This window comes from Pseudomonas sp. Pseusp16 (genome assembly GCF_047324915.1).
GTDB classification, from domain to species: Bacteria; Pseudomonadota; Gammaproteobacteria; order Pseudomonadales; family Pseudomonadaceae; genus Aquipseudomonas; species Aquipseudomonas fluorescens_CD.
Genome location: NZ_CP168522.1, coordinates 2105203 through 2128757 on the forward strand (window position 1 = coordinate 2105203; position 23555 = coordinate 2128757).

General features: G+C 59.8%; 23 protein-coding genes and 1 pseudogene. 16 read left to right on the plus strand and 8 right to left on the minus strand.

The features are described from left to right. Positions 1-176 precede the first annotated feature (176 nt). The 4 genes from ACEN8Q_RS09350 (at position 177) to ACEN8Q_RS09365 (ending at position 5559) form a co-directional block, all read left to right on the plus strand. The gene (locus tag ACEN8Q_RS09350) at positions 177-2303 is read left to right on the plus strand and encodes a TonB-dependent receptor family protein (RefSeq protein WP_413705039.1); all 2127 of its coding nucleotides are present in this window, start codon (positions 177-179) and stop codon (positions 2301-2303) included. Positions 2304-2491: 188 nt separating this feature from the next. Further along, entirely contained in the window at positions 2492-2956 is a 465-nt protein-coding gene (locus ACEN8Q_RS09355; protein ID WP_413428180.1) for a MarR family winged helix-turn-helix transcriptional regulator, read from the plus strand. Then, positions 2949-4028, plus strand: coding sequence for an HlyD family secretion protein (locus tag ACEN8Q_RS09360; protein WP_413428179.1), 1080 nt, complete (start codon positions 2949-2951; stop codon positions 4026-4028). The genes ACEN8Q_RS09355 and ACEN8Q_RS09360 overlap by 8 nt, the downstream gene beginning before the upstream one ends. Then, positions 4021-5559 carry a DHA2 family efflux MFS transporter permease subunit gene (locus ACEN8Q_RS09365; RefSeq protein WP_413705040.1) on the plus strand — a complete coding sequence of 513 codons (1539 nt, stop codon included), beginning with the start codon at positions 4021-4023 and terminating at the stop codon, positions 5557-5559. Before ACEN8Q_RS09360 ends, ACEN8Q_RS09365 begins: the two co-directional genes overlap by 8 nt. Before the next feature lie 89 nt (positions 5560-5648). On the opposite strand, the gene ACEN8Q_RS09370 is transcribed toward ACEN8Q_RS09365, so the two are convergent. Further along, positions 5649-6479 carry an oxidoreductase gene (locus ACEN8Q_RS09370; RefSeq protein ID WP_413428177.1) on the minus strand — a complete coding sequence of 277 codons (831 nt, stop codon included), beginning with the start codon at positions 6477-6479 and terminating at the stop codon, positions 5649-5651. A gap of 130 nt (positions 6480-6609) precedes the next feature. Here ACEN8Q_RS09370 and ACEN8Q_RS09375 point away from each other — a divergent pair, with 130 nt between their 5' ends. From ACEN8Q_RS09375 to ACEN8Q_RS09390, 4 genes are all read left to right on the plus strand, one after another. Further along, the gene (locus tag ACEN8Q_RS09375) at positions 6610-7512 is read left to right on the plus strand and encodes a LysR family transcriptional regulator (RefSeq protein ID WP_413428176.1); all 903 of its coding nucleotides are present in this window, start codon (positions 6610-6612) and stop codon (positions 7510-7512) included. 71 nt (positions 7513-7583) lie between these two features. Beyond that, on the plus strand, positions 7584-8861 hold the full coding sequence (locus ACEN8Q_RS09380) for a flavohemoglobin expression-modulating QEGLA motif protein (protein WP_413428175.1): 1278 nt from the start codon (positions 7584-7586) through the stop codon (positions 8859-8861). Positions 8862-9020: 159 nt separating this feature from the next. Further along, positions 9021-10556 (plus strand): DUF3300 domain-containing protein, encoded by a 1536-nt coding sequence (locus ACEN8Q_RS09385; RefSeq protein ID WP_413705041.1) that lies wholly within the window; start codon positions 9021-9023, stop codon positions 10554-10556. Between the two features lie 80 nt (positions 10557-10636). Next, positions 10637-11479: a DUF2950 domain-containing protein gene (locus ACEN8Q_RS09390; protein ID WP_413428173.1), complete on the plus strand. Its 843-nt coding sequence runs from the start codon at positions 10637-10639 to the stop codon at positions 11477-11479. A 52-nt stretch (positions 11480-11531) separates the two neighbouring features. On the opposite strand, the gene ACEN8Q_RS09395 is transcribed toward ACEN8Q_RS09390, so the two are convergent. Further along, complete coding sequence (locus tag ACEN8Q_RS09395; protein WP_413428172.1) at positions 11532-12032, minus strand: GNAT family N-acetyltransferase; 501 nt, start codon at positions 12030-12032, stop codon at positions 11532-11534. 159 nt (positions 12033-12191) lie between these two features. On the opposite strand from ACEN8Q_RS09395, the gene ACEN8Q_RS09400 reads away from it, so the two are divergent. The 4 genes from ACEN8Q_RS09400 to arsH are packed head-to-tail and all read left to right on the plus strand — an operon-like array spanning position 12192 to position 15053. Then, positions 12192-12539, plus strand: a complete 348-nt coding sequence (locus ACEN8Q_RS09400; protein ID WP_413428171.1) for a metalloregulator ArsR/SmtB family transcription factor — start codon at positions 12192-12194, stop codon at positions 12537-12539. Positions 12540-12562: 23 nt separating this feature from the next. Then, complete coding sequence (locus tag ACEN8Q_RS09405; RefSeq protein ID WP_413428170.1) at positions 12563-13846, plus strand: arsenic transporter; 1284 nt, start codon at positions 12563-12565, stop codon at positions 13844-13846. A 29-nt stretch (positions 13847-13875) separates the two neighbouring features. Further along, positions 13876-14346, plus strand: coding sequence for an arsenate reductase ArsC (locus tag ACEN8Q_RS09410; protein WP_413705042.1), 471 nt, complete (start codon positions 13876-13878; stop codon positions 14344-14346). Positions 14347-14357: 11 nt separating this feature from the next. Then, positions 14358-15053: an arsenical resistance protein ArsH gene (gene arsH, locus ACEN8Q_RS09415; protein WP_413428168.1), complete on the plus strand. Its 696-nt coding sequence runs from the start codon at positions 14358-14360 to the stop codon at positions 15051-15053. Positions 15054-15202: 149 nt separating this feature from the next. On the opposite strand, the gene ACEN8Q_RS09420 is transcribed toward arsH, so the two are convergent. After that, positions 15203-15997 (minus strand): hypothetical protein, encoded by a 795-nt coding sequence (locus ACEN8Q_RS09420; RefSeq protein WP_413705043.1) that lies wholly within the window; start codon positions 15995-15997, stop codon positions 15203-15205. A 231-nt stretch (positions 15998-16228) separates the two neighbouring features. Further along, positions 16229-16627: an Hg(II)-responsive transcriptional regulator gene (gene merR / locus ACEN8Q_RS09425; protein ID WP_413428579.1), complete on the minus strand. Its 399-nt coding sequence runs from the start codon at positions 16625-16627 to the stop codon at positions 16229-16231. Positions 16628-16774: 147 nt separating this feature from the next. On the opposite strand from merR, the gene ACEN8Q_RS09430 reads away from it, so the two are divergent. Continuing rightward, positions 16775-16993: a GDCCVxC domain-containing (seleno)protein gene (locus tag ACEN8Q_RS09430; RefSeq protein ID WP_413428578.1), complete on the plus strand. Its 219-nt coding sequence runs from the start codon at positions 16775-16777 to the stop codon at positions 16991-16993. 248 nt (positions 16994-17241) lie between these two features. On the opposite strand, the gene ACEN8Q_RS09435 is transcribed toward ACEN8Q_RS09430, so the two are convergent. Beyond that, positions 17242-17628, minus strand: coding sequence for a YkvA family protein (locus ACEN8Q_RS09435; protein ID WP_413705044.1), 387 nt, complete (start codon positions 17626-17628; stop codon positions 17242-17244). 573 nt (positions 17629-18201) lie between these two features. Between ACEN8Q_RS09435 and ACEN8Q_RS09440 the strand changes: the two genes are divergently transcribed. Then, entirely contained in the window at positions 18202-19413 is a 1212-nt protein-coding gene (locus ACEN8Q_RS09440; RefSeq protein WP_413705045.1) for a patatin-like phospholipase family protein, read from the plus strand. A 17-nt stretch (positions 19414-19430) separates the two neighbouring features. Here ACEN8Q_RS09440 and ACEN8Q_RS09445 read toward each other — a convergent pair whose 3' ends face one another. After that, the gene (locus tag ACEN8Q_RS09445) at positions 19431-19814 is read right to left on the minus strand and encodes a MerR family transcriptional regulator (protein WP_413428575.1); all 384 of its coding nucleotides are present in this window, start codon (positions 19812-19814) and stop codon (positions 19431-19433) included. A gap of 135 nt (positions 19815-19949) precedes the next feature. Continuing rightward, positions 19950-20528 carry an NAD(P)H-dependent oxidoreductase gene (locus ACEN8Q_RS09450; protein ID WP_413428574.1) on the minus strand — a complete coding sequence of 193 codons (579 nt, stop codon included), beginning with the start codon at positions 20526-20528 and terminating at the stop codon, positions 19950-19952. 178 nt (positions 20529-20706) lie between these two features. Here ACEN8Q_RS09450 and ACEN8Q_RS09455 point away from each other — a divergent pair, with 178 nt between their 5' ends. Together ACEN8Q_RS09455 and ACEN8Q_RS09460 are read left to right on the plus strand one after the other, a co-directional pair. Beyond that, the gene (locus ACEN8Q_RS09455) at positions 20707-21816 is read left to right on the plus strand and encodes an NAD(P)/FAD-dependent oxidoreductase (protein ID WP_413428573.1); all 1110 of its coding nucleotides are present in this window, start codon (positions 20707-20709) and stop codon (positions 21814-21816) included. Between the two features lie 124 nt (positions 21817-21940). Further along, positions 21941-22138: pseudogene (locus ACEN8Q_RS09460) on the plus strand (amidohydrolase); the annotation flags it as partial. 20 nt (positions 22139-22158) lie between these two features. On the opposite strand, the gene ACEN8Q_RS09465 reads toward ACEN8Q_RS09460, so the two are convergent. After that, a complete protein-coding gene (locus tag ACEN8Q_RS09465) occupies positions 22159-23511 on the minus strand; it encodes an SLC13 family permease (RefSeq protein ID WP_413705046.1) in 1353 nt (450 codons plus the stop codon). Positions 23512-23555: the final 44 nt, after the last annotated feature.

The following is a 23555-nucleotide window of genomic DNA, read 5'->3' on the forward strand; positions in this document are numbered from 1 at the left end:
GTCCCGAATCACCGCAGCAAGAATGCGGCCTCCTGCTCCCTCCCCCTTTTCATGAATCTGCTGCGTTGTCAGGCCGGCATAGCCCGGAATGATTCCTGCGATTGCCATGTGTTTCCTTCGTCCTTTCATGCGTCGCACTGTTCATTGCCCGTTGCCGTATGTCTGGAGTTTCCCCAATGCCCTCGCCTGAATCCTTGCCCGCTGCCTTGCTGGGCCTGGCCCTTGTTTGTCCGGCCATGACCGAGGCTCAGAGCCTGGAACTGGGACAAGTGCTGATCGGGGCTGAGGACCGGAGCGACGAAGACCAGACGATCGAGGCCGCCAAGGCGCGGCTGGCCCAGGTGCCCGGCGGTACCAATGTGGTCGACCTGCGCCGCCCGCTGCAGGGGCGCGTGGCCAGCAACCAGGATGTGCTGGCTTACCAGCCCGGGATCCATGCCCAGTCGGCGGGTAACGAAGGGGTGAAGATTTCGATCCGCGGATCGGGCATCAACCGTGCACCGGGTGCCCACGCCTCGGGACTGTACGCCATGCTCGACGGTCTGCCTCTGACCGGCCTTGGCGGCACGCCCTATGAATTGCTGGAACCGCTGTGGCTCGACCATGTGGAAGTGCTGCGCGGCGCCAACGGATTCGACCGGGGCGCACTGGCCCTGGGCGGTGCCATCGATTACGTCAGCCACACTGGCTACGACTCACCGTTGTTGCAGGTGCGCTACGCGACCGGCAGCCACGGCTACCTCCAGCGCCAGGTCAGTTCCGGGCAAGTGCTCGGCGACTTCGATTACTACGTGGCCATGACCGAGGCAAACGCCGACGGCTACCAGGACCATACGGCCAGCGAGAGCCAAGGCGTCATCGCCAACTTCGGTTATCGCCTCAATCCCGACCTGGAAACACGCTTCTACCTGCGCCACCGCCAGACCGACAACGAGCTCGCGGGACGCGTGACCAAGCACTCCATCGAGCACGACCCTCGGGCGGCCAACCCCGCCTACGTGGCGCGGGATGACCGCCGCGACGAGCCGGGCAGCACGTTTATCGGCAACAAGACCACCTGGTACATCGATGACGATTCGAGCATCCAGACCGGCCTGGTCTACCACGACTATCCCATGGACTTGAGCGAGGGACCAAATCGCCTGAAGGTGGCATACACCGACGTCAGCGGCACCTTCGACTACAAGCGTCGCGACACGCTCTGGGGTCTGCAAAGCCAAAGCACGCTGGGCCTGCGCGTGACCAGACACCTGCCCAATGCCGGCGCCAGCGAGTTCGTGCGCATCCCCACCGGCAACACTGCCGGTTACGCGCCGGGCACGCCGATTCGCAACTTCACCTATCAGGGCTCGGACACCGTCCTGCATGCCGGCAATGACCTGGAGATCGCCGACGACCTGTGGCTGACCACCGGCCTCGCTGCGATCTACACCCGCCGTGAAAGCGACGTCACCTACCCGCAGGAAGGTGGCAAGACCAGCCTGCACGACTGGGACTACGCCCCGCGCGTGGGCCTGCGCTATCAATTGACACCTGACCTGCAACTGTTCGGCAATCTCAGCCGCTCGGTCGAGGCGCCACACCCCTGGTCGCTGATCTATAGCTCCAACATTCGACTCCCTGCAGGCAGCGGCGTCGCCACCGGAGCCCAGCGCGATCCGGTGAAGCTGCAAAACCAGACCGCCACCACCCTGGAAATCGGTGGCCGCGGTGACAGCACCTTGGGGCAATGGAGCCTGGCCTGGTACTACGCCCAGGTGCGCCATGAATTGCTTTCGGTGTTGCCGGATGCCAATGCCACCACGCCCTACGAGCTCAACGCCAGCCCCACCGTGCACCAGGGCGTGGAAGCCAGCCTGCTGAGCCCGCTCTGGTCACCGGATGATGGCGGCCAATTGAGCCTGCGCCAGAGCTATACCTTCAGTGACTTCCACTATCGCGACGATGACCGCTTTGGCGACAACCGCCTGCCGGGCCTGCCGATGCACTATTACCAGGGCGAACTGCGCTACGACTGGCCACAAGGCTTTTTCGCCACACTCAACACGCAATGGGCGTCCAAAGTGGCCGTCGACTACGCCAACAGCTACTACGCCGATCCCTACGCCATATTCGGTGCGACCCTGGGCTACAACGCCCCCAAGGGCGACTGGCAGACCTGGCTGGACCTGCGCAACCTGACCGACAAGCACTATGCCGCCACCGTCACGCCGGGCTACGACGACAAAGGGCTGGACGCGGCACGATCCACACCCGGAGAAGGCATGGCGATGTACGTCGGGGTGTCGTGGAGCCTGCTCTGAGGTCGGGTTTACCGGCCGTAAGGCACTTCGAAAGGCACGCTCACGGAGTACTGAAAGATGCCGCTCACTGCCAGCCACCCTGGCTCCGTCGAGAGAATCGATTCACCTCAATTATTTTGCAAATATAGATAGCTCACTAATTACAAGCTCAACTATGATGAGTTAACTCATCAGCAGCAGATTTCAACATGACCGACCCATTGACCCTTGGTTTTGCCCTGCATGACAGCGCCCGGCTGATGCGCAAGCGGTTTGAGCAGCGCGCGCGGCATGTCGGCCTCACCCGGTCGCAGTGGCAAGTGCTGGCCATGCTGTCGACCCATGAAGGTATCCATCAAAAAGGGCTCGCGGATCTGCTGGAGCTGGAATCGATCACCCTCGTGCGTCTGCTGGACAAAATGGCCGAGCGCGGTTTGGTCGAGCGACGTCGGCACCCCACGGATCGACGCCTGTCCCTGCTGTTCTTGACGGAGCAGGCTCATCCGCTGCTGCAACTCATGCGGGACATGGGCCGGGTTACCCGTCAGGAAGCCACGCGCGGATTCTCTGCCGAGGAGGAACAACTGCTACTGCAGATGATGAAGCGGATGAGGTCCAACCTGATCGAAGCCTGCAATCTTCCCGTTGAAGAACAGGAGCATCGTCATGATTGAGAGACGGCAACTCGTGCGCACCACGCTCTTCGCCTTGCTCCCCATCGTGCTGGTGGTCGGCGGCTATCTGTATGTAACGGGCGGGCAGATCATTTCCACCGACAATGCCTACATACAAGCCGACCATGTCGGCGTCTCCACCGATGTCTCGGGGCTTGTCGCCTCGGTTGATGTAAAGGACAACCAGCGGGTGGTCAAGGGCCAGGTCCTGTTCACCCTCAAGCCCGAACCCTTTGAGATTGCGTTGGCCAGTGCCAGGGCGCAACTGAGCAATGTGCGTAACCAGATCCTCAATCTCCAGGCCAATTACAAGCAGGCGCAGGCCGAAATCGACCAGGCGCAAATCGACCTTGCCTACTACCAGGCCAGCTTCCAGCGTCAGCAAACCCTGCTCAGCGTATCCGCGGTTTCCAGAACCAACTACGACGATGCCAGGCATGCGCTGGACAGCACCCGGCAAAAAATCACCGTGGCCAAGGCCACTGCACAAATGGTGCTGGCGCAACTCGGTGGAAATATCGCAACCCCCGTCGAACAACAGTCCACGTATCTGGTTGCCCAGGCCGCCGTCGACGAAGCACAGCGCAACCTGAACAACTCGGTGGTCAGGGCTGCGTTTGACGGAGTCGTGACCAACGTCGATTCGCTGCAAGTCGGCTCGTACCTGCAACCACCACAATCGGGCATCAGCCTGGTGTCGGCCGACCACCTGTGGGTCGCGGCGTCGCCGAAGGAAACCGAACTGACCCACATGAAACCCGGCCAGTCCGTCCAGATCAGCGTCGACAGCTACCCCGGCGTGCAGTGGCACGGCACCGTCGACAGCATCAGCCCGGCGTCGGGTTCGAGCTTCTCGTTGCTGCCCGCGCAAAACACCACGGGCAACTGGGTCAAGGTCGTGCAACGGATTCCCGTGCGCATCAGCATCGATGACGCCGGAGAAAAACCGCCGCTGCGCACCGGCATGAGCGTGCAGGCAGAAATCGACACTGGCTCGGCCCGTGGCCTGCCGCACCTGTTCTCGGGGCTGCTGGCGGACAAGGTCTCTGCCCCGGCTCTGGCCCATGAATGACCCGGCAGCGACCGAACCCGTGGCCCATCGCGGGATGATCACCGCGTGCGTCGTGCTGGCCGTGATCATGCAAGCGCTCGACACTACCATTGCAAACGTCGCCCTGCCCTACATGCAAGGCAGCATCTCGGCCAGTTCCGACCAGATCAACTGGGTGCTGACGTCCTACATCGTCGCCGCTGCAATCATGACGCCGCCGTCTGCCTTTCTGGCCCGACGCTTCGGGCGCAAACGCGTGCTGCTGTGGGCGATTATCGGTTTTGTGGTCTCGTCGATCCTTTGCGGCCTGGCGCAGTCGCTGGAAGAAATCGTTCTCGCCCGCCTGCTGCAGGGCCTGGCGGGCGCGGCGCTGGTGCCTCTGTCCCAAGGCATTCTGCTGGACATCTACAGCCTCAAGGAGCGCGGTTCGGCCATGGCGCTGTTCGGTGTGTCGGTCATGGTCGGCCCCGTGCTGGGGCCGATGCTCGGTGGCTGGCTGACTGAGCACTTCAGTTGGCGCTGGGTGTTCTTCATCAATTTGCCCATCGGAATGCTGGCGCTGGCCGGGATCGTCTATTACGTCAGCGAAACGACCACCGACACCACGACCCGCCTGGACTGGCTCGGCTTCGGCTCGCTGAGCGTGGCGATCATGGCCCTGCAACTGTTCCTCGACCGGGGTGAGCAACTGGGCTGGTTCGCTTCCGGTGAAATCCTGGTCGAAGCGATCGTGGCCGCTGTCGCCTTGTATGTGTTCCTGGTCCACACCTTCACCACAGACACCCCCTTTATCAGTCCCAAGCTGTTCAAGGATCGCAATTTTTCGATCAGCGTCATCTTCATTTTCATCGTCGGTATTACCTACCTGGCCTCACTGGCGCTGATGACGCCTTACCTGCAAACCCTGATGGGCTATCCGGTGCTGACCGCCGGCATGGTGATGGGCCCGCGAGGCTTGGGCACGATGCTGACCATGTTCCTCGCCGGCCGACTGTTGGGCAAAGTCGATACCCGCCTGTTACTGCTGACGGGCCTGGGATTGTCAGCGCTGTCGATGGGGTTGATGACCGGCTGGACGCCTGATGTGTCGATGCAAACCGTCATCTGGGTGGGCTTCATCCAGGGCACCAGCCTGGGCATGCTGTTTGTGCCACTGACCACGGTTGCCTTCGCGACCCTGCCCGCCTCCTTGCGCGCCGAAGGCACCGGGCTTTACAGCCTGTCGCGAAATGTCGGTTCCAGCGTCGGGATCTCCATCGTGACCGTGCTGCTCACCCAGAACATCCAGGCTAACCATGAGCAGATAGGTGCCTACGTCACGCCTTTCAACCGGGCCTTCGACGCAGGGTCGATCAAGAGTTACCTGGACCCGATGGCCGCCTCCGGCCGCGCCACCCTGGACGCCCTGGTCAACGTGCAAGCCAGCTGGATCGCCTACGTGGACGACTTCAAGCTGCTGATGCTGTTGTCACTGGCGGTCATGCCATTGTTGCTGATTATCAAAGCCCCAAGCCCCCAGACACAGAAAGAGCCGGCACCGGTCATGGAATAAAGAGCGGCGTGAGCTTATCTGCACAAACGCAAAAACCGGGACTCGCCCGGTTTTTACGCACCTGTTGAAACCAGCGTTGGGCCGCCACGTCAGACCTTGAAGTCGGTGGACAGCGCCAGCGCTTTCCATTCGGTCAGTTCCGCCTGCACAAAGCGGTTTTTCGCCTCGATTCGGGCCACGGTGTCGCTGCCCAGCGCCAGGCGTTGTGGTGGCTCTGGGGCGTTGACCAGCGCGAGCATCGCTTCGGCAAACTTCACCGGATCGCCAGGCTGCGCATGGTTGGCGCCTTCGGCAAACTGGCGCATCTTGCCGACGGTTTCCTCGTAGTCCGGCAGTTCCAGGGCGGTCTTGATCAGCGACTGCTCGTCCAGGAAGTCGGTGCGGAAGAACCCGGGCTCGACAACCGTCGCATGGATGCCCAAGGGCGCCAGTTCCTGATGCAGCGCTTCGGTAATGCCCTCCACCGCAAACTTGGTGGAGCCGTAGACACCCCAGCCCATGTAGGCCTGATAGCCGCCGATCGATGAGATGTTGATGACATGACCACTACGCTGGCGCCGCATGTGCGGCAGTACGGCGCGGGTGACATTGAGTACACCGAACACGTTGGTGGCGAACAGACGCTCCGTTTCGCTGGCACTGGTTTCTTCCACCGCGCCCAGCACACCGAAACCGGCGTTGTTGATCAGCACGTCAATGCGCCCGAAACGCTTGATGCCTTCTGCGACAGCCTGATGCGCCTCTTCCTCGCGAGTGACGTCCAGCCGCACGGCGAGCAGGTTCGGGTAATCACCCAGGCGATCAGTGATGTCTTGTGGATTGCGGGCAGTGGCGATAACGGCGTCGCCGGCACGCAAGGCGTGTTCTGCGATGAGGGTGCCAAAACCACGGGAAGCGCCAGTAATGAACCAGGTACGCATTTCAACTCCTCCTGTCAGCGACCCGTGCGACATTGCCGGGCCTTCTCGATGAGTTGATGCGACTTTAAGCGCGTGCTACTGATGTGATAATCCCAGCAATTTTGCATGTCTTAGTGAAAGGCGCTCACAAATGAAATCCCCCTCCACCGCCGACCTGTCGATTTTCCTGTGCATCGCCCGGCACCTGAACTTCAGTCGTGCGGCAGTGGAACTCGGTCTCACGCCCTCAGCCTTGAGTCACTCATTGCGCGCCCTGGAGAATCGCCTGGGCGTACGGCTGTTCAACCGCACCACCCGCAGCGTGGCCTTGACTGACGCCGGGGAACGACTTTACGCCCGGCTGAAACCGGCCTTTCGTGACATCGACGATGCACTGGAAGACCTCAACAACTTTCGCGACAAGCCCTCAGGCAACCTGCGCATTACCGCAGGTCGACAGGCGTGTGAGTTGGTGTTGCTGCCGATTGTCAGCCAGTTCCTGCAGGCGTACCCGGATATCCGCCTGGAGATCGTCGAGAGCGACGCCTTGGTGGACGTGGTCGCCGGCGGTTTTGACGCGGGGGTACGCTTTGGCAATCGCCTGGAAGCCGACATGGTTTCACTGCCCATCGGGCCGAACATGCGCTCGGTGGTCGTGGGCTCACCGGCATTCTTCGAACGGCATGTCGCACCACACAAACCCGAGGACTTGCATGGCCTGCCGTGCATCCGCCACCGCTTCCCCAGCGGCGCGATGTACCGGTGGGAATTCGAACGCGGTGGGATCACCCAGGAAATCGAAGTCAGTGGCCCGCTCACACTCGGCGATGTCAGCCTGATGATCGGGCCGGCATTGCAAGGTGTGGGTTTGGCCTATGTGTTCGAGGACATGGTTGGCAGGTATCTGGCCGATGCGCGCCTGATCCAGGTGCTGGCCGACTGGTGCCCCTACTATCCGGGCCTGCACCTGTATTACCCGAGTCGCCGCCATGTGCCGGCAGCGCTCAAGGCATTCATCGACTTCGCCCGGGCGACCCGCCAGCTCAACACGTAGCCAGCTCAACACGTAACTGCGCGCGACGACTAAGCTTTTGTAACGTCACTTCGTCCCTCAAGGAGATATCCATGAGCGCCGCCAGCCTGTCCGAGCTCGATGCTGCCCTGCCCGGTCTGACCCGCAAGATCCGCGTGCTCGATGCCCTGTCCTGGCCGGATGGGGTCGAGGAAGACTTCCTGGCGAAATGGCGCGGCGGGCGTGCCGAACTGCCCAGGGTCGAGTTGCAGCCCCGCGACCACAGTGCCGATATCGCCGCCCTGGAAACCTTTATCAGCCGCTGCGATGTGGGGCATCCGGCCGGGAATTTCCTCGCCATGACCGCCCGTAGCTATGCCACGGCCGGACACATGCTGGGCGCCATTGGAACCCCGGCGTTTACCCACTATTCGTCAGCGCTGTACCGACGTCCGGACTTCTATTACACGCGCTTGCAACTGAGCATGCTCGACGCGGCCAATTTCTTCCTCAAGACCACCGACGCCCTGCTGGGCGGTGCGCAGATTCCACCAAGCCCGGCCGAAATTCCGGCCAAGGCGTTCGCCGCCTGGCTTCAACCGGAACTGGACCGCTTCTTCGGCGTCGGACAAATTACGGTCGTGCTCGATCCGAACCTGGCCGCCAAGGCCATCGCCGGATCGAGTCGCATTCGCCTGCGGGCCAGCGCACTGTTCTCGGAGCTGGACAAAAATCAGCTGTTGCAACACGAAGCCTTCGTGCATATCGCCACGGCACAAAACGGCGCGCGGCAGCCCAACCTCATAAGCCTGGGTCTGGGCGCACCGCGCACGACCCAGACTCAGGAAGGCATTGCCACCCTGGCCGAACTGTTCACCGGCAGCATGGACATCAACCGCTTGCGTCGCCTGGCCCTGCGCGTACTCGCCGTCCAGCAGGCGCTGGAGGGCGCCGACTTCATCCAGGTGTTCGAAGGTTTCCTGGCGGCCGGGCAGACACAAGAAGAGTCCTTCCGCTCAACCCAACGGGTGTTCCGTGGCGTCGATCTGCGTGGCGGTTCGGCGTTTACCAAGGACGCCGCTTACCTGACCGGGTTGCTCGGCGTCCACACCCTGCTGCGCATTGCAATCCGCGATAACCGGCCGGAACTGGTCGGGCATTTGTTTGCAGGGCGCCTCAGCCTGGCTGACACCCTGCGTCTGGCGCCACTGTTCGACTCCGGCTGGCTCAAGGCACCGGTCTACCTTCCGGCCTGGGCCTCTGATCTGCGTATCCTGGCTGCCAACCTGGCCTTCTCGGCGTTCATCGCCCAGATCAAGCTGGACGTGCTGGACCTGAAGGTATTCATGGCATTCGCCGAAGAACACGAAAGCGATGCCAGCGCACATTGATCGGGATCACAGCCTTTTAAAGACAACCGGGGTTCTTGAAATGAGCTGCTACCATTAGGAAGCGGTGTCGAGGCCGAGCTCTGTGGCTTGCAAAGCCGGCTTGCACCTGCCAGGGATGATCCACTCATTTCAAGCCTGCCTGACCACATGGGGGGTGCAATGCACATTCCATTACTTTACGCGTTGTCGGCTGTACTGCTTTTGAGCGGATCTTCCTGCCTGGCACTGGGTGCGGACGCGGCCGCACCGGCACCGGCAAGCGCGGCCAATGCGGCGCCCGTCACAGCGGCGACCAAGGACCCCGTGTTCACCCAAGAACAACTGGATCAAATGCTGGCGCCCATTGCGCTTTACCCGGACCCCCTGCTGGCACAGGTACTGATGGCCACCACGTACCCCGGGGAAGTCGGTGAGGCGGTCAGCTGGTCCAAAGCGCACCCCGATGCCAAGGGTGACGATGCGGTCAAACAAGTCGCAAGCCAGCCCTGGGATCCGAGCGTGCAGGCACTGGTCGCCTTCCCGCAGGTTCTGGCAACGCTGGGGCAGGACCCCGTCTGGGTACAACGCCTGGGTGATGCCTTCCTGGCGCAGCCCGACGATGTCATGAACGGCGTACAACGCTTGCGTCGTCAGGCCCAGGCTGCTGGCAACCTGGAGAGCAACCAATACCAGAACGTGACGATTCAGAATGTCGCGGCACCGGCCAAGGCAACCACCGCCACAACACAGGCAACGGCTCCAGCTCCGGAAGCGGCACCGGCCAGCAGCTCCACCATCATCATCCAGCCTTCAGATCCACAGGTGGTGTACGTCCCCACCTATAACCCGACAACCACCTACGGCACCTGGGCCTACCCGGCGTCGCCGCCCGTGTACTATCCACCACCGCCCGCCTATTACCCCGGTCAGGCCTTGATGGCGGGGCTGGCGTTCGGCACTGGCGTGGCCATCGTCGGGGCATTGTGGGGTGAATGTGACTGGGGCAATAACGACGTCGACATCGACGTCAACCGCTACAACAACATCAACGCCAACAACCGCATCACCAACAACCAGAACAAATGGCAGCACAACCCGGTGCACCGCAATGGCGTTCCCTATCGCGACAACAAGAGCCGCGAACAGTACGGCCGCCAATTGAACGGTGCCAGTCAGCGTGAAGCCTATCGAGGGGACAACGCCCAGCGCGCTCAGGCCCGTGAAAATGCCCGCAGCTCAATGGACAGGCACGGTATCGAACGACCTGCCACCAGCAACCTCCAGGCCCGTGATCAAGCGCGCAAACTCCAGTCCGGAACTGCGGACGGCAATCGCTTGCAGGCCGGTGCAGACAGACCGAAGGCGGCTGACAGAGGCCAGGGTGCTGCCAGGAACACCCGGGACAATCAGCAGCCCAGGAACGTGAATCGTCAGGCCGATCAGCAACCCAGGAACCAGGGCGCCCAGTTGAATCAGCGCAAAGAGGGCGCCGTGCAGACGCGTCAAGGAACCAACAAGCGGCCGGCCGCCAGCGCCGGCAGTGCCCGCAACAATGCTTTCGCCGGCGCACGTTCACCGTCCCAGGCCAACCTCCAGGCCAATCGTGGCCGGTCGAGCCAGGCATCCGCCCAGCGCCCCAGTGCCTCACGATCGGCTGGTCAGCAGATCAGTCGGCCGTCCAGTCCACCAGCGCGTCAAAGGGGGGGCCGCCGTTGAAAAACCATCCTCGAGTGAAGGGACTCACGGGCTTGCTCCCTCATGTCCTTGCGATAGCTGTCGGCTTGGCGTGGTCGTGCATGGCGACGGCACAGCAAGCCTTTCCAACACCAGAAAAGGCCGCTGAAGCGTTCGTTGAAGCGCTGGGCACGGAACATTCCGATCAGGCACGCCTGACCGAGCTGCTGGGCAGTGACTGGCACAGTTACATCCCCCGTGAAGGCGTGCAGCGCGAAGATGTGGATGCGTTTTTGCAGCAATACCGTGAGCAACATCACATTGAAAACACCAGCGACCGCAAGGCAGTCCTGGCGGTTGGCAGCAAGAACTGGACACTGCCCATCCCCATGACAAAAGCCACCGACGGTTGGCGCTTTGACTTGAAGGCCGGTAGCGCCGAGATCCGTGCACGTCAGATCGGCCGCAATGAACTCGCCGCTGTGCAGTCGGTGCTGGCCTATCACGACGCCCAGATGGACTATGCGTCAGTCGATCGAGACGGTGATGGCGCTCTTGAGTATGCGCAGAAAATCTTCAGCACCCCCGGCAAGCACGATGGACTCTATTGGGCAGAAGACGATAGCGACCAGATCAGCCCCTTGGGGCCTTCGTTCGGCAAAGCCATTGCCGACGAAGACTGGCATGGTTACCGCTTCCGCATCCTTGATGGCCAGGGACCTTCGGCACCGGGTGGCGCCTACAGTTATCTCATCGGTGACAAGATGAGCCGAGGCTTTGCGCTGATCGCATGGCCAGCGAAATACAACGACACCGGAGTGATGAGTTTCATGATCAGCCATGACGGCCAGGTGTTCGAGAAGGACCTGGGACCCGGTGGTGAAAAACTGGCGAAAGCGATGAAGCGCTTTGACCCGGATGACAGCTGGAAAGAGGTGGATGAAGATCAGGCGCCGCAGGAGTGACCGGGGCGTCACTGACCTGCTGCGACGCTCCGAATCGCAGGGGGGGTCTTGTCTAGATCAACAGGACGAATCGCTCTTCGTTCCCCGTGTTGTCGTGACAGGTGGGTTGCTCAAGCTTGAAACCGCACCGATCAAGGACTGTTCTTGAACCCACATTTTCCTTGTAGGCAAAGGCAACCAGTTGCGTAAGCCCCCAACGCACTTGAGCCTGCTGGATCAGATGCCTCAGCGCCAACGTTGCCAGGCCCTGCCCGCACGCGCGTTGAGCGATCCGATAGCCCACTTCAGCAGAACCCATCGCCAGGTCGATACTTTTCAGATTGGCTCGACCAACGATTGTCTGACTGGAGTCCACGATGACAAACGGGTGCCAGGCGCCGATGGCAAAATCGGATAAATAGCTTTCGATATGATCGACTACACCCCGCAACGAGTAAAAAGCAGGGTCGCGCGCATCAATATGGGATTCAAACCATTCACGGTTATGGACTTCGAACGCCAATAACGCTTCAGTGTCAGTCTTTTTCAGCTCGCGAACGCTAAACGATTCCATTCATCACCTCTCCTTTGTCGTGCGCCGAAATGGCTCAAGTTTATCTCATACCTGAACAACCTTGCCGAGCCTGACCTTCCCCTTCCAGAGCCCGAACGGCTTGCAGAATATATACGGATAAACGTATATTCGTATTTCCATATGTGTCGAGCCCCGCAAATGCTCAATCCTGCCGCCGTATTCAAATGTCTGTCCGACGAAACCCGCGCCCGGGCCACCTTGCTCATCGCTCGTGAAGGCGAGTTATGCGTTTGTGAGCTGGTCTGTGCCCTGGACGATAGCCAGCCTAAAATTTCCCGCCATCTTGCACAGCTTCGCGGATGCGGCCTGCTGCTGGACCGCCGCCAGGGGCAGTGGGTGTATTACCGGCTCAATCCTGACCTGCCGGCGTGGGTTCGTGACGTTCTCGAGACAACGTTGCTGGCAAACGCCGATTGGCTTGAAGACAACAACACTCGCCTGAACGCGATGGGCGACCGCCCTCTCAACACTTCCGCCTGCTGCTGACCCTTCATTAGTCGAGACTGTGCATGTTGACTGCATTTAGCATTTTCCTGCTCACCATGGTGCTGGTCATCTGGCAACCCAAGGGCCTGGGTGTCGGCTGGAGCGCCTCCCTGGGAGCCGTTCTGGCCCTGTTTGCGGGCGTCGTGACGCTGGACGATATTCCACTGGTGTGGAGCATTGTCTGGAACGCCACCGCGACGTTCATCTCGCTCATCATCATCAGTTTGTTGCTCGATGAGGCCGGATTTTTCCAATGGGCCGCATTGCATGTGGCGCGCTGGGCCAAGGGTGACGGACGGCGCCTGTTCGTATTCACGATACTGCTGGGAGCCGGCGTATCCGCGCTGTTTGCCAATGACGGTGCAGCGCTGATCCTGACCCCCATCGTTGTTTCAATCCTGCTCGCGTTGCGGTTTTCGCCAGCGTCGACCCTGGCGTTCGTCATGGCGGCCGGTTTTATTGCCGACACCGCGAGCTTGCCCCTGGTGGTGTCCAACCTGGTCAACATCGTTTCGGCAGACTACTTCGACCTGGGCTTCAGCGAATACGCCTCGATCATGGTGCCGGTCAATTTCGTTGCCGTGGCGACCACTCTTGCGGTGCTGTACTGGTTTTTCCGGCGTGACATTCCCAGGCACTACTCACTGGAAGACGTGCTGGATCCGCGACGTGCCGTGCGAGACCCCCTGACCTTCCGCGTCGGCTGGATTGTTTTGGCCTTGTTGCTGATCGGGCTGTTTGCGCTGGAACCCCTGGGCATTCCAATCAGCGCAATCGCAGCGGTCTGTGCCGCGATGCTGTTCGCCGTCGCTGCGCGCGGGCATGTGATTTCCACCCGACGAGTGCTGCGTGAAGCGCCCTGGCACGTCGTGATCTTTTCGCTGGGCATGTACCTGGTGGTTTACGGGCTGAAAAACGCCGGACTGACCACCTCCATGACAATGGCCCTGAACCACATGGCCGAATTCGGCATCTGGGGCGCCGCGTTGGGCACCGGCCTGCTCACGGCTTTGCTGTCATCGGGCATGAACAACATGCCCACGGTGCTGGTGGGCGCCCTGTCGATTCAAGCCAGCGACGCCACGGGTGTGGTACGTGAAGCCATGATCTACGCCAATGTCATCGGCTCTGACCTGGGCCCCAAAATCACCCCCATCGGCAGCCTGGCTACCCTGCTCTGGCTGCATGTTCTGGAGCGCAAGGGCATCCGCATTACCTGGGGTTACTACTTCAGGGTCGGCGTGGTCCTGACGCTGCCGATCCTGCTCATCACCTTGTCCGCCCTGGCCCTGCGCCTGAGCGTTTAGCCCCTGAGCGACTGCAAAGAGGAGTCACCATGCGCGTTCTGTTTATGTGTACCGCCAATAGCTGTCGCAGCATCCTGTCCGAAGCCATGTTCAACCATCTCGCCCCGCAAGGTTTTCAGGCGATCAGTGCCGGCAGCTTCCCCAGGGGACAGGTACTGCCCCGCAGCCTGAGCACGCTGCAAGAGGCCGGCATTGCCATCGACGGCTTGAGCAGCAAAGGCAATGACGCTTTCGAAACCAACCCTCCGGATATCGTCATCACGGTCTGCGACAAGGCCGCCGGCGAGGTGTGCCCCGTGTACTTCGGACCGGCACTGAAAGCGCATTGGGGCCTGGAAGACCCATCGGACATAAAGGGCGATGAAGCAACGGTATCGGCGGCGTTCCACTCAACCCTGGCGCACATTGAAACGCGCTGCCGGGCATTCCTGGACCTGCCTTTTGCCCAACTTGACCGCGATGCGCTGAAGCGGGAACTCGACCGCATCGCCACGCTGTAACCGGAGCCCCCATGACCCATCCGTTGCCCAATCTCGACACTTCACTGACTCAACCCATCGCCGATGGACGCGACGACCAGCACAAGCCGCGCATCCTGTTGCTATACGGCTCCACTCGTGCGCGGTCGTTCAGTCGTCTGTTGGTCGAAGAAGCCGCCCGGTTGCTCGAGCACTTCGGCGCCGAGACGCGGATCTTCAATCCTTCAGGCCTGCCGTTACCGGACGACGCGCCCACCGATCACCCGAAAGTCCAGGAACTGCTAGAACTGATGCAGTGGTCTGAAGGACAGGTCTGGTGCTCGCCAGAACGCCACGGCTCCATGTCCGCCGTATTCAAGGCACAAATAGACTGGGTGCCGTTGGCGTTGGGGGCCATTCGCCCGACCCAGGGAAAAACCCTTGCTGTCATGCAAGTCTGCGGCGGTTCCCAGTCCTTTAATGTGGTGAATCAACTCCGTGTGCTGGGGCGCTGGATGCGCATGTTCACAATCCCCAATCAATCATCCGTGCCAAAGGCTTTTCTGGAGTTTGACGCCGCCAATCGCATGAAGCCCTCGTCGCTGTACGACAGGGTGGTGGACGTTATGGAGGAACTGGTGAAATTCACCCTGCTGCTACGGGATCGCCCCGATCTGGTTGACCGCTACTCGGAAAGAAAAGAATCAGCGCAGGAACTGACTCAGCGCGTGAATCAACGGTCGATCTGAATGTAGAGGTCTTCCCCTTGGCTCGATAGCCGAAAAAAGTCGCAAACCCCGATGCATCAGGGCTTGCGACTCTTTGCCGATACGTCCCTCAGACTCCCGGGACGTTTTCTGCGGGTATGCCTGCCGTGCTCATTACATCAGGCGCAGGCTTAGTGCTCTACCTCAACCACGTCGATATCCGGCGCGTCCGGGGCGTCCGCCACATCCTCTCTGGCTTCGTTCGCCTCAACCTTGGCAGCCTCTCTGGCCTCCTTCGCCTCAACCTTGGCAGCCTCTCTGGCTTCCTTCGCATCGACTTTGGCAGCGTTGCGGGCCGCATCTGCGGCAGCCCGGGCAGCGTCCCTGGCCGCATCGGCGTCTGCCTTGGCGGCATCCCGGGCTGCATCTGCCGCGGCCCGGGCAGCGTCCCGGGCTGCATCGGCGCCTGCTACGCCAGCAGCTTTTGCAGCGTCCCGAGCTGCATCCGCATCAGCCTTGGCGGCGTCCCGGGCTGCATCCGCATCAGCTCTGGCAGCGTCCCTGGCTGCATCAGCGTCGTTTCGGGCAGCGTCCCTCGCTGCATCGGCGGCGTCGTTGTCATTGTCATTGGCGTTGTCATTGTCATGCGCATTGCCCGGGCCTCTGTTCCCGGCCATACCACCATGATCAGCGTCGCCACGCCCTGGACCTCCATGACCGTCAGCGCCATGGCCAGCAGCACCATGATCGCCACCCTCTCCATGGCCGTTGCCACCGTGGTCGCCTCCGCCGTCACCGCCGTGGCCACCGTGACCACCGCCTCCGGAGCCACCGCCACCGTGACCACCACCGCCTCCACCTCCACCGCTGCCGCCATCTTTGGCGTACACGCTGGAGAAACTACTGATGTAATCGGGCACCAGGATCGTCGATGCCGACAGGACACCGCCAATTGCCAGAGCCAACAAACATTTTTTGAGCAGCATGTTGCACCTCCGCTTGGAGTTGCGTCGTCATCTCCGTATTGAACGCAATATCCAGTGAGTTTCCGGCCGCCCTTTGGAGCGGCCAGCCAACCGGCCCGAACATAAATCTGCAGCAATAACGAGCAACTGCGGTATCCGCTCGATCCCTCAGAGCCAATCAGCATGGTTACGTGGGAAACATTCCCACATTTTTTTTAGATAAGTGCTTTCAGCCCGAGTTCAAAAAAAGAATCAGTCCCTGTTCAACACATCGATGATTGGGCAAGACGCCCCGCCGTCGCCTGCATCGCATTTGTGCACCAGTTCGCCCAGCACCTGCTGCATTGCGGCAAGGTCGGCCATCTTTTGCTCGATCATGGCCAGCTTGCGCACGGCCAGTGCCCGGGTCTCGCTACAGGTGCAGGCCACATCAAGTGTCAGCAGCATGCCCACCTCATCCAGCGTGAATCCCAGCGCCTGCGCCCTCTTGATGAAGCGCAGCCGTTTGACCTGCTCCGGTAGATAGTGCCGATAACCGCCGAGCGGCTTTGCCGGCTCATCCAGCAAGCCGCGTCGCTGGTAATAGCGAATGGTCTCGATGTTCACCCCGGCCGCTTGCGCCAACTTGCCGATACTCAGCCCTGTTGTCATCACATGCCCCTTGATTCTGTACCCGGGTACGGAGTGTAGAGTGACTCTAGGTTAGATCGATTCAATGGAGAAGACGATGGCTCAGGCTCCAGCAGAAACCATCAGGCTCGACATTCAGAATCCCCACCGTGCACAAGTGAGGCAACCATGAGCGCCGTCATCCTCGAATCCATATTGACCTGCCCGCATTGCGGCTTCGCCAAGCAGGAAGCCATGCCCACGGACGCCTGCCAGTTCTTCTACGAGTGTGGCAGTTGCAAAACCCTGCTACGCCCGAATCCTGGTGACTGCTGTGTGTTCTGTTCGTTTGGCACGGTGAAATGCCCACCGATTCAGGAGCAGCGCGGATGCTGTGGTACGGGATAGATTTAAGTTTATTCGGTTTATCAGACGCCCCCAACGCGCCTCAAACCGCGATTATGGGAGGTTAGTGTCATGTGGAATTACGCTCTGATGCTCGTGGTGATCTACCTGATCATCACTCTCTGCATCGGCTGGTTGTATACCATTGCTCTCCTGCATTGGTTTTGATCCGACGGGAGAAGTGCTGCTACAACCATTCACCGAACTGGACGACAGCTTCACTCCCCCTACTCGCGTCGATCCTTTGCCAATCACCCCAACGCTCGCCACGCCCCAATAGCGACAATGGACCACGTCAGTACGATGAGCACCGCAGCAAACCAGTTCACCGGGCACTGCAAGTCTCTAGCCTCCCACTCCGCCGCTTTGAGCTGACACTCCTGCAGCACCGCTGATGGCATCAGACGGACAGCAAGCAGAATGCCAAGCGGCAAAATAATCACGTCATCCAGGTATCCAAGCACTGGAATAAAATCGGGAATAAGGTCGATTGGGCTCAACGCATAGGCCACGACAAAAACCGAGACCCACTTGGGTAGCCAGGGTGTTTGCGGATGCTGATAACAAAACCGGAGCACCATGGTTTGCCGTTTAAGCTTTCGGGCCCAGCCACGCAGGCAACAAAGAAGGCGGTTCATGTCGTTGTCATCAGAACGTGGGGGATGCGATCACAAGCGTAGCGCCATTGGAAAGCGGCTGCCATGAGTTGCTTGCAGCCCTTGGTGACAGGCAGAAAACGGCTGAAGCGGACTCTCACGAAGGGCAACTGTCAGCCAATCGCGCCGTATCCTGTCCAGGTCTGGTTTATGGGGAAGCCAGGAAACGCAGGGCCGGGACAAGGCCACTATGACTTCGTTTCTCTGCAGGCAGGTCTGCTCCTCTGATTCATCACGACAACGCGCGCGAGTTGATGGCGAAGCTCGTCAAAGAAACTCCGAAAGTTTGTGCAGACACTGCTCCTTTCAAGATGTGACCCGTCCTGAATATCGCGCCCTGCCCATTAACCTGGATACTTCAAGGGCTTTCGTATAGAACCTGGAGCGCGCGGCCAATGAGTTTTTTTATCATGTAAAGGAGCGCAAAATGAGCTGCCTGGCGTTCGAATGACGTGTCGCAGTCGACTGGCGCGCAGTCATCTCGGGCACCATGGGTAAAGTCTCGGGCACGATGAGCGCGCTTGCTGTCGACTACAGGAGACCGGAGGAGGTGTTTTGAAACCATTCCCGCTAAGACCTGGCGCCTCAACTCTGAACATGTTCCTGCAAGGGGGATTGCCACGCCGTGACGCTGTGCCGCAAACGTTAACGGAAAAAGCGGTGATCCCAGGCATTCCAAATGCTCGCTACTGGCTGGACCACGACCTGACTCTGTTCATTCAGGATGCAATTGAGGGCAACAAACGCGAGAGCGAGGCTCTCGCCAGGGCTGGCAAACCGAACAACGTCCTGCCGCAGGCAAGTATGCTGGCAGTTTCGGGAGGCGGTGACGCTGGCACATTCGCAGCGGGACTCATTACGGGGTGGACCACGCATGGGACTCGACCCATGTTCAAGGTCGTCACGGGCATTAGCGCGGGCGCCCTGCTCGCCCCGTTCGCTTACCTGGGATCAGGGTACGACGACGTCATTCGGTATATCGCCAACGCCATCGGTCCAAAAGACGTTTTTCATTCGCGAAACGTGCTGACCCGTCTTGCCAGCGACGGTATAGCGGACAGCAAGCCACTGTCACGGCTCATTACAAAGTACGTCACTGCGGAGATTCTTGCGGCGATTGCAACGGAATACGCCAAAGGACGAATCCTGCTGATCGGCACAACCGACCTTGATTCAGGGCGGCCAGTCACGTGGAACATGGGCACCATTGCCTCTAGCGAAGCACCGGGAGCGCTCGACCTCTTCCGCAACATCATGATCGCGTCGATGAGTATTCCCGGCGCAGTCTCACCCGTGATGATCGATGTGGACGTTGACGGCAAACAGTTTCAGGAAATGCACGTGGACGGAGGAGTGATCACTCAGGTGTTCCTTTACCCACCTGGCACCAAGATGGCGCTGAACAGAGCCACCGGAGCACCGTTGCGACTCGAACGTCATTTCTATGTCATTCGCAATGGGACACTGGAGCCACAGTGGTCCGGGACGAAACGCCGTACATTGAGCATCGGCGGTCGAGCCATCAGTGCGTTGATTCAAACTCAGGGGATCAGCGACCTGGAGCGAATTTACCGTATGGCGCTGCAGGATGGAGCGGATTTCAATCTTGCGTACATTGGCTCCGACTTTAACTTTGCGCACAATCAGAAATTCGATGGCGAGTACATGAAGCGTTTATTCGATTACGCTTTCCAACTCAGCGCGAAGGGCTATCCGTGGCATAAATCGCCGCCCTCGGAAAACACCAGACTACGAAACACCCGCTGAAAGATTGCCTGAATCGTTCAAGCGGTTTTGGCGAGATGTTCAAACTGGCAGTGATACCGGGCGTCCTTGAGGCTGGCTTCAAATTCCTCCAGCCCCGCATAGACCTTCTGCAACCCTTGAATCCGGGTCATCAGCTCCAGTTTTTTGTCGGTGATCGCCTTGTTCGCCACATCCCAGGGCAGCTCCTGGCCCCGGTGATCCTTGAGGATCGCCTGCATTTCCTTGAGTTTGAAGCCCAATTGCTGAGCGCATTTGATGAACGTCAGCAGTTCAACGCTTTGCTGGTTGTAAACCCGATATTTGCCTTCACGCCGGGGCGGCGGCAGCAAGCCTATGTCTTCATAGTGGCGAATGGCTTTAACGGTCGTGCCCGACAACCGGGCGGCTTTGCCGATATACATGAAAAGTCCTTTTTCTCGCACAGGAACGGGGGCGTGTACTGGCGCGCCGCATCTTTGCATACGGATGCGGAGTCGGGAACCCGAGGGTGTCAAATGGCAGAGTACTGGCAAGGACGATGCTGCATATCGTGTGTATCAGTGACTGGCGATATCCTCGGCTTGCTTGAGCCAGGCTTCCCGCTGGTTGGGTCTGGAGCCGAGCAGCGGCCCAAACGTCAGGGTCTTCAACGGTTTGATGCCACAGAACTCCAGCGTGGTCTTGCGCACCTGGTGCAGGCCAGGCATGCGGTAGACCCATTTGAAGTACCACGGTGGAGTATCCATCGTAACCAGCAGGTGAGCCGTCCGCCCCTTTAAAAGCTTGTCGGGAAAGGCTTTACCTTCGCGGTACTTGAAGGCAAAACCGGGCAAGAATACCCGGTCGAAAAAACCTTTCATCAACGCCGGAATGCCCCCCCACCAAATCGGATAGACCAATGCCAGGTGCTCAGCCCAAGTGATATCGGCCTGGGCCTTGAGCAGATCGGGTTCCAGTTGCTGAGTCTGTATGTAGCCATCGTGCAACACCGGATCGAAGCTCAGTGCATCCAGTCGTAACAGACGAACATCATGCCCGGCACTTCTTGCAGCTTCGACATATCTCTCGGTCAACGCACCACAGAAACTGTCGATTGAGGGGTGACCCAGAATCACCAGTACTCGTTTGCTCATCATCACTGCATCCTGAAAGTGGAGCTTTCAACATAGGGTGTGCCCTTAACGGGAGAGTCAATGGGCGGTAGCAGGAACAGCCAGAAGCGAGCACTCAAAGAAGTCACGAACGACCAGGCTCTCACGTCAATCAATCCTCCGACTGTCGTACCATCGCCAGATCGACAGAACGGAGGTTGATATGAGAAATGGTGCAGGCAAACGAGTCGTTGTCATTGGCGCAGGCATAGTGGGCGCGTCCTTGGCGTATCACCTGGCTGGCAAAGGTGCCAATGTCATCCTGGTCGAGGCTGAAGACATAGCGTCCGGCGTGACAGGACGCTCTTTCGCATGGATCAACACCTCCCACAACGGGCCCGACTCCATCGCACAGTTGCGCGCTGCAGCCATCAAAGAGTACCGCCAACTCCAAACCGAGCTGCCCAGTCTGGAGATACGATGGACGGGGTCCCTGTCTTACAGCGCGAGCCTGGGTGAAGTGCCGCCCGCCTCAGGTCAACAGCCTTCGGCAACTCTGGTATCCCGCTCCCGGATTCTCGCCTTGGAGCCGAACCTCAGGAATCCCCCTCAGCATGCCTTGTATGAAGCCGAAGAAGGCGCGCTGGACGCCGTGCAAGCAACCCATGCCTTGATCGCAGGTGCCCAGGCTCATGGGGCGAAGGTTTTCACACAGACTCGAGTGCTCGGCTTCATGACCCGGAGTGCAAAGGTGATCGGAGTTGAAACCGTAATGGGCAACATTGAGGCCGACATTGTCGTACTGGCAGCAGGGACCGGCATCACACAGCTGACAGAGACGCTGAACGCGTCCCTTCCAATAGAAGCCTCTCCTGCAATATTCATCCGCTACAAGACACAACCCAACCTCGTGAACACCATCATCTCCAGCCCTGAAATGGAAGTGAGGCAAAGCACGGACGGTACGTTACTGGCGGCGGAAGATTATTTGGGAGACGCTCTGGAAAACCAGCCGGAAGCGATAGCACTACGAACTGCCTGGGCCATCCAGAACGAACTCTACGGGGTTGTTTCCATTGAGCCTGAGTTGGCGTGTGTCGGACTAAGGCCAATACCTGTCGATGGCACCCCCATCATCGGCTATCTACCCAATATTGGCGGTGTGTACGTTTGCTCGATGCATCCTGGCGTCACTCTGGCGGCGATAGTCGGCCGACTTGCCAGCGAGGAGATCATCGACGACAAGGCATCTCCTGCCCTTGACCCATGCCGTCCTGAGCGATTCTTCCAGGCGCAGGAGCACTTGTCTTTGTCTTCAGTCCAACACTCGTGATCACCAGCCTGAGTTCGAAGCGGCGCTCTTCTGGCCATATCTCGCAACCTGTCACCGGCTGCCATGGATCGCTTCCGGTCAGGCGTGCCAGGCAGAAATCGGAAAAGAAGCCGTTATTCCGGTCTACGCAGAGAAGGTGCCGGGTCTGTTCGTGCTCCTTGGGGCAACGCCTACAGACCAGGACATGCAGAAAGCCCCGAACAATCACAGCCCCTACTTCACCGTGGACGATGCGACCCTGGCTACAGGGGTGAAGGCGCATGTCCGGTTTGTGCTGAATTATCCAGGGCGGATGGCGGAAAAATTGAGTCCATCAGGCTGATCAGGGCCTGACCCGATAGCTCAGAGCACCCCGGGCACCACCAGGGTCAACCAGGCAACACAGGGCCCCACCAGGGCAACCACCGCGCTGTAGATCAGCAGGCTGCGCAACACTTTTTCTCGCTCCTGCGGGGGTGTATTGGCAACCACCAGCGCACCATTGGTGGAGAACGGGCTGGTGTCGACAATGGTGGTGGAAATGGCGATAGCCGCGACCACGCCGACCGCACTGATGTGGCCCTGGCTCAAGAATGGCACGGCCAGGGGAATGATCACCCCTAGCAACGCCGTGGACGAAGCGAAGGACGAGATGATTGCGGCAGTGAAGCACAGCAGCAAAGCGACCAGCAGCGGTTCACCCAGGCCGGAGATGCCATGGGCGACATAGTCGATGGTACCGATGGTCTGCATCACTCCGATGTAAGTGATGATCCCGGTGATCAGCAGAACAGTCGACCAACTGACCTTGTCAATGGCCGCCTTCTGCGCCTTGGGCGCGAACATGGCCAGGACTACCGCGACCGTCATGGCCACCAACCCGATATTGAACTTGAACACTAATGCCGAGATCGCCAGGGCCAACAGCCCGACCAGCGTCGACAGCTTGGCCCCGTCCAGGCCGCTGAGGGTATGTAGCGGCGCACCGGCACCCGTCAGGTCAGTACGATGATAAGCAGGGGACGCCGGCGTACCGCCGTGGCCAAGAATGGCCAGCGATGCACCGGAAGCATGCAACTCGGGACCGGACGGGACCACCACCAATGACAGCCGAGCGTTGCGTAAACCACCGAAGGCTACGAATACCACCATGGCAATCCCCAGGTTGAACAGCAGGCTGGCGATGAACAGAGTGAACGGTGCATAAGGCAGCCCGGAGGACGCAACGATCTGATTGGTTATGCCACCGAAAATACTCACAGGGGAGAAACTGCCGCCTTGAGCGCCGTGAATCACCATCAGCCCCATGAGCACCGGGTTGATGCGGTACTGCACGGCGAAGTTGAGCGCAATAGGCGCGAGGATCGCTGCCACCGCAGGGCTCAGTGCACCGAAACCGGTGAGCAGCGCCGCCACCACGAACATCACCCAGGGTATCCAGGCGACATGGCCACGCACCATCAACACTGCCCGTTCGATCAGCCAGTCGATGGTGCCGTTGTTCTGGGCAATGCCGAACAAATAGGTGACACCGACCAACGTCAGGAACAGGTCACTGGGAAAGCCGGCGAAGATGGTCGCCGAAGTCATGTCCATTATCACCGAACCGACGATAAAGGCCGCCGCGAACGCCAGCGCACCCATGTTGATGGGCAACACGCTGGCGATGCCGAAAATCACCACTAGCACTAAAATCGACAGAATTTCATTATTCATTTCAATCTGACTCCCCGCATTCGGACGGTCCCGCAGGTACCGTC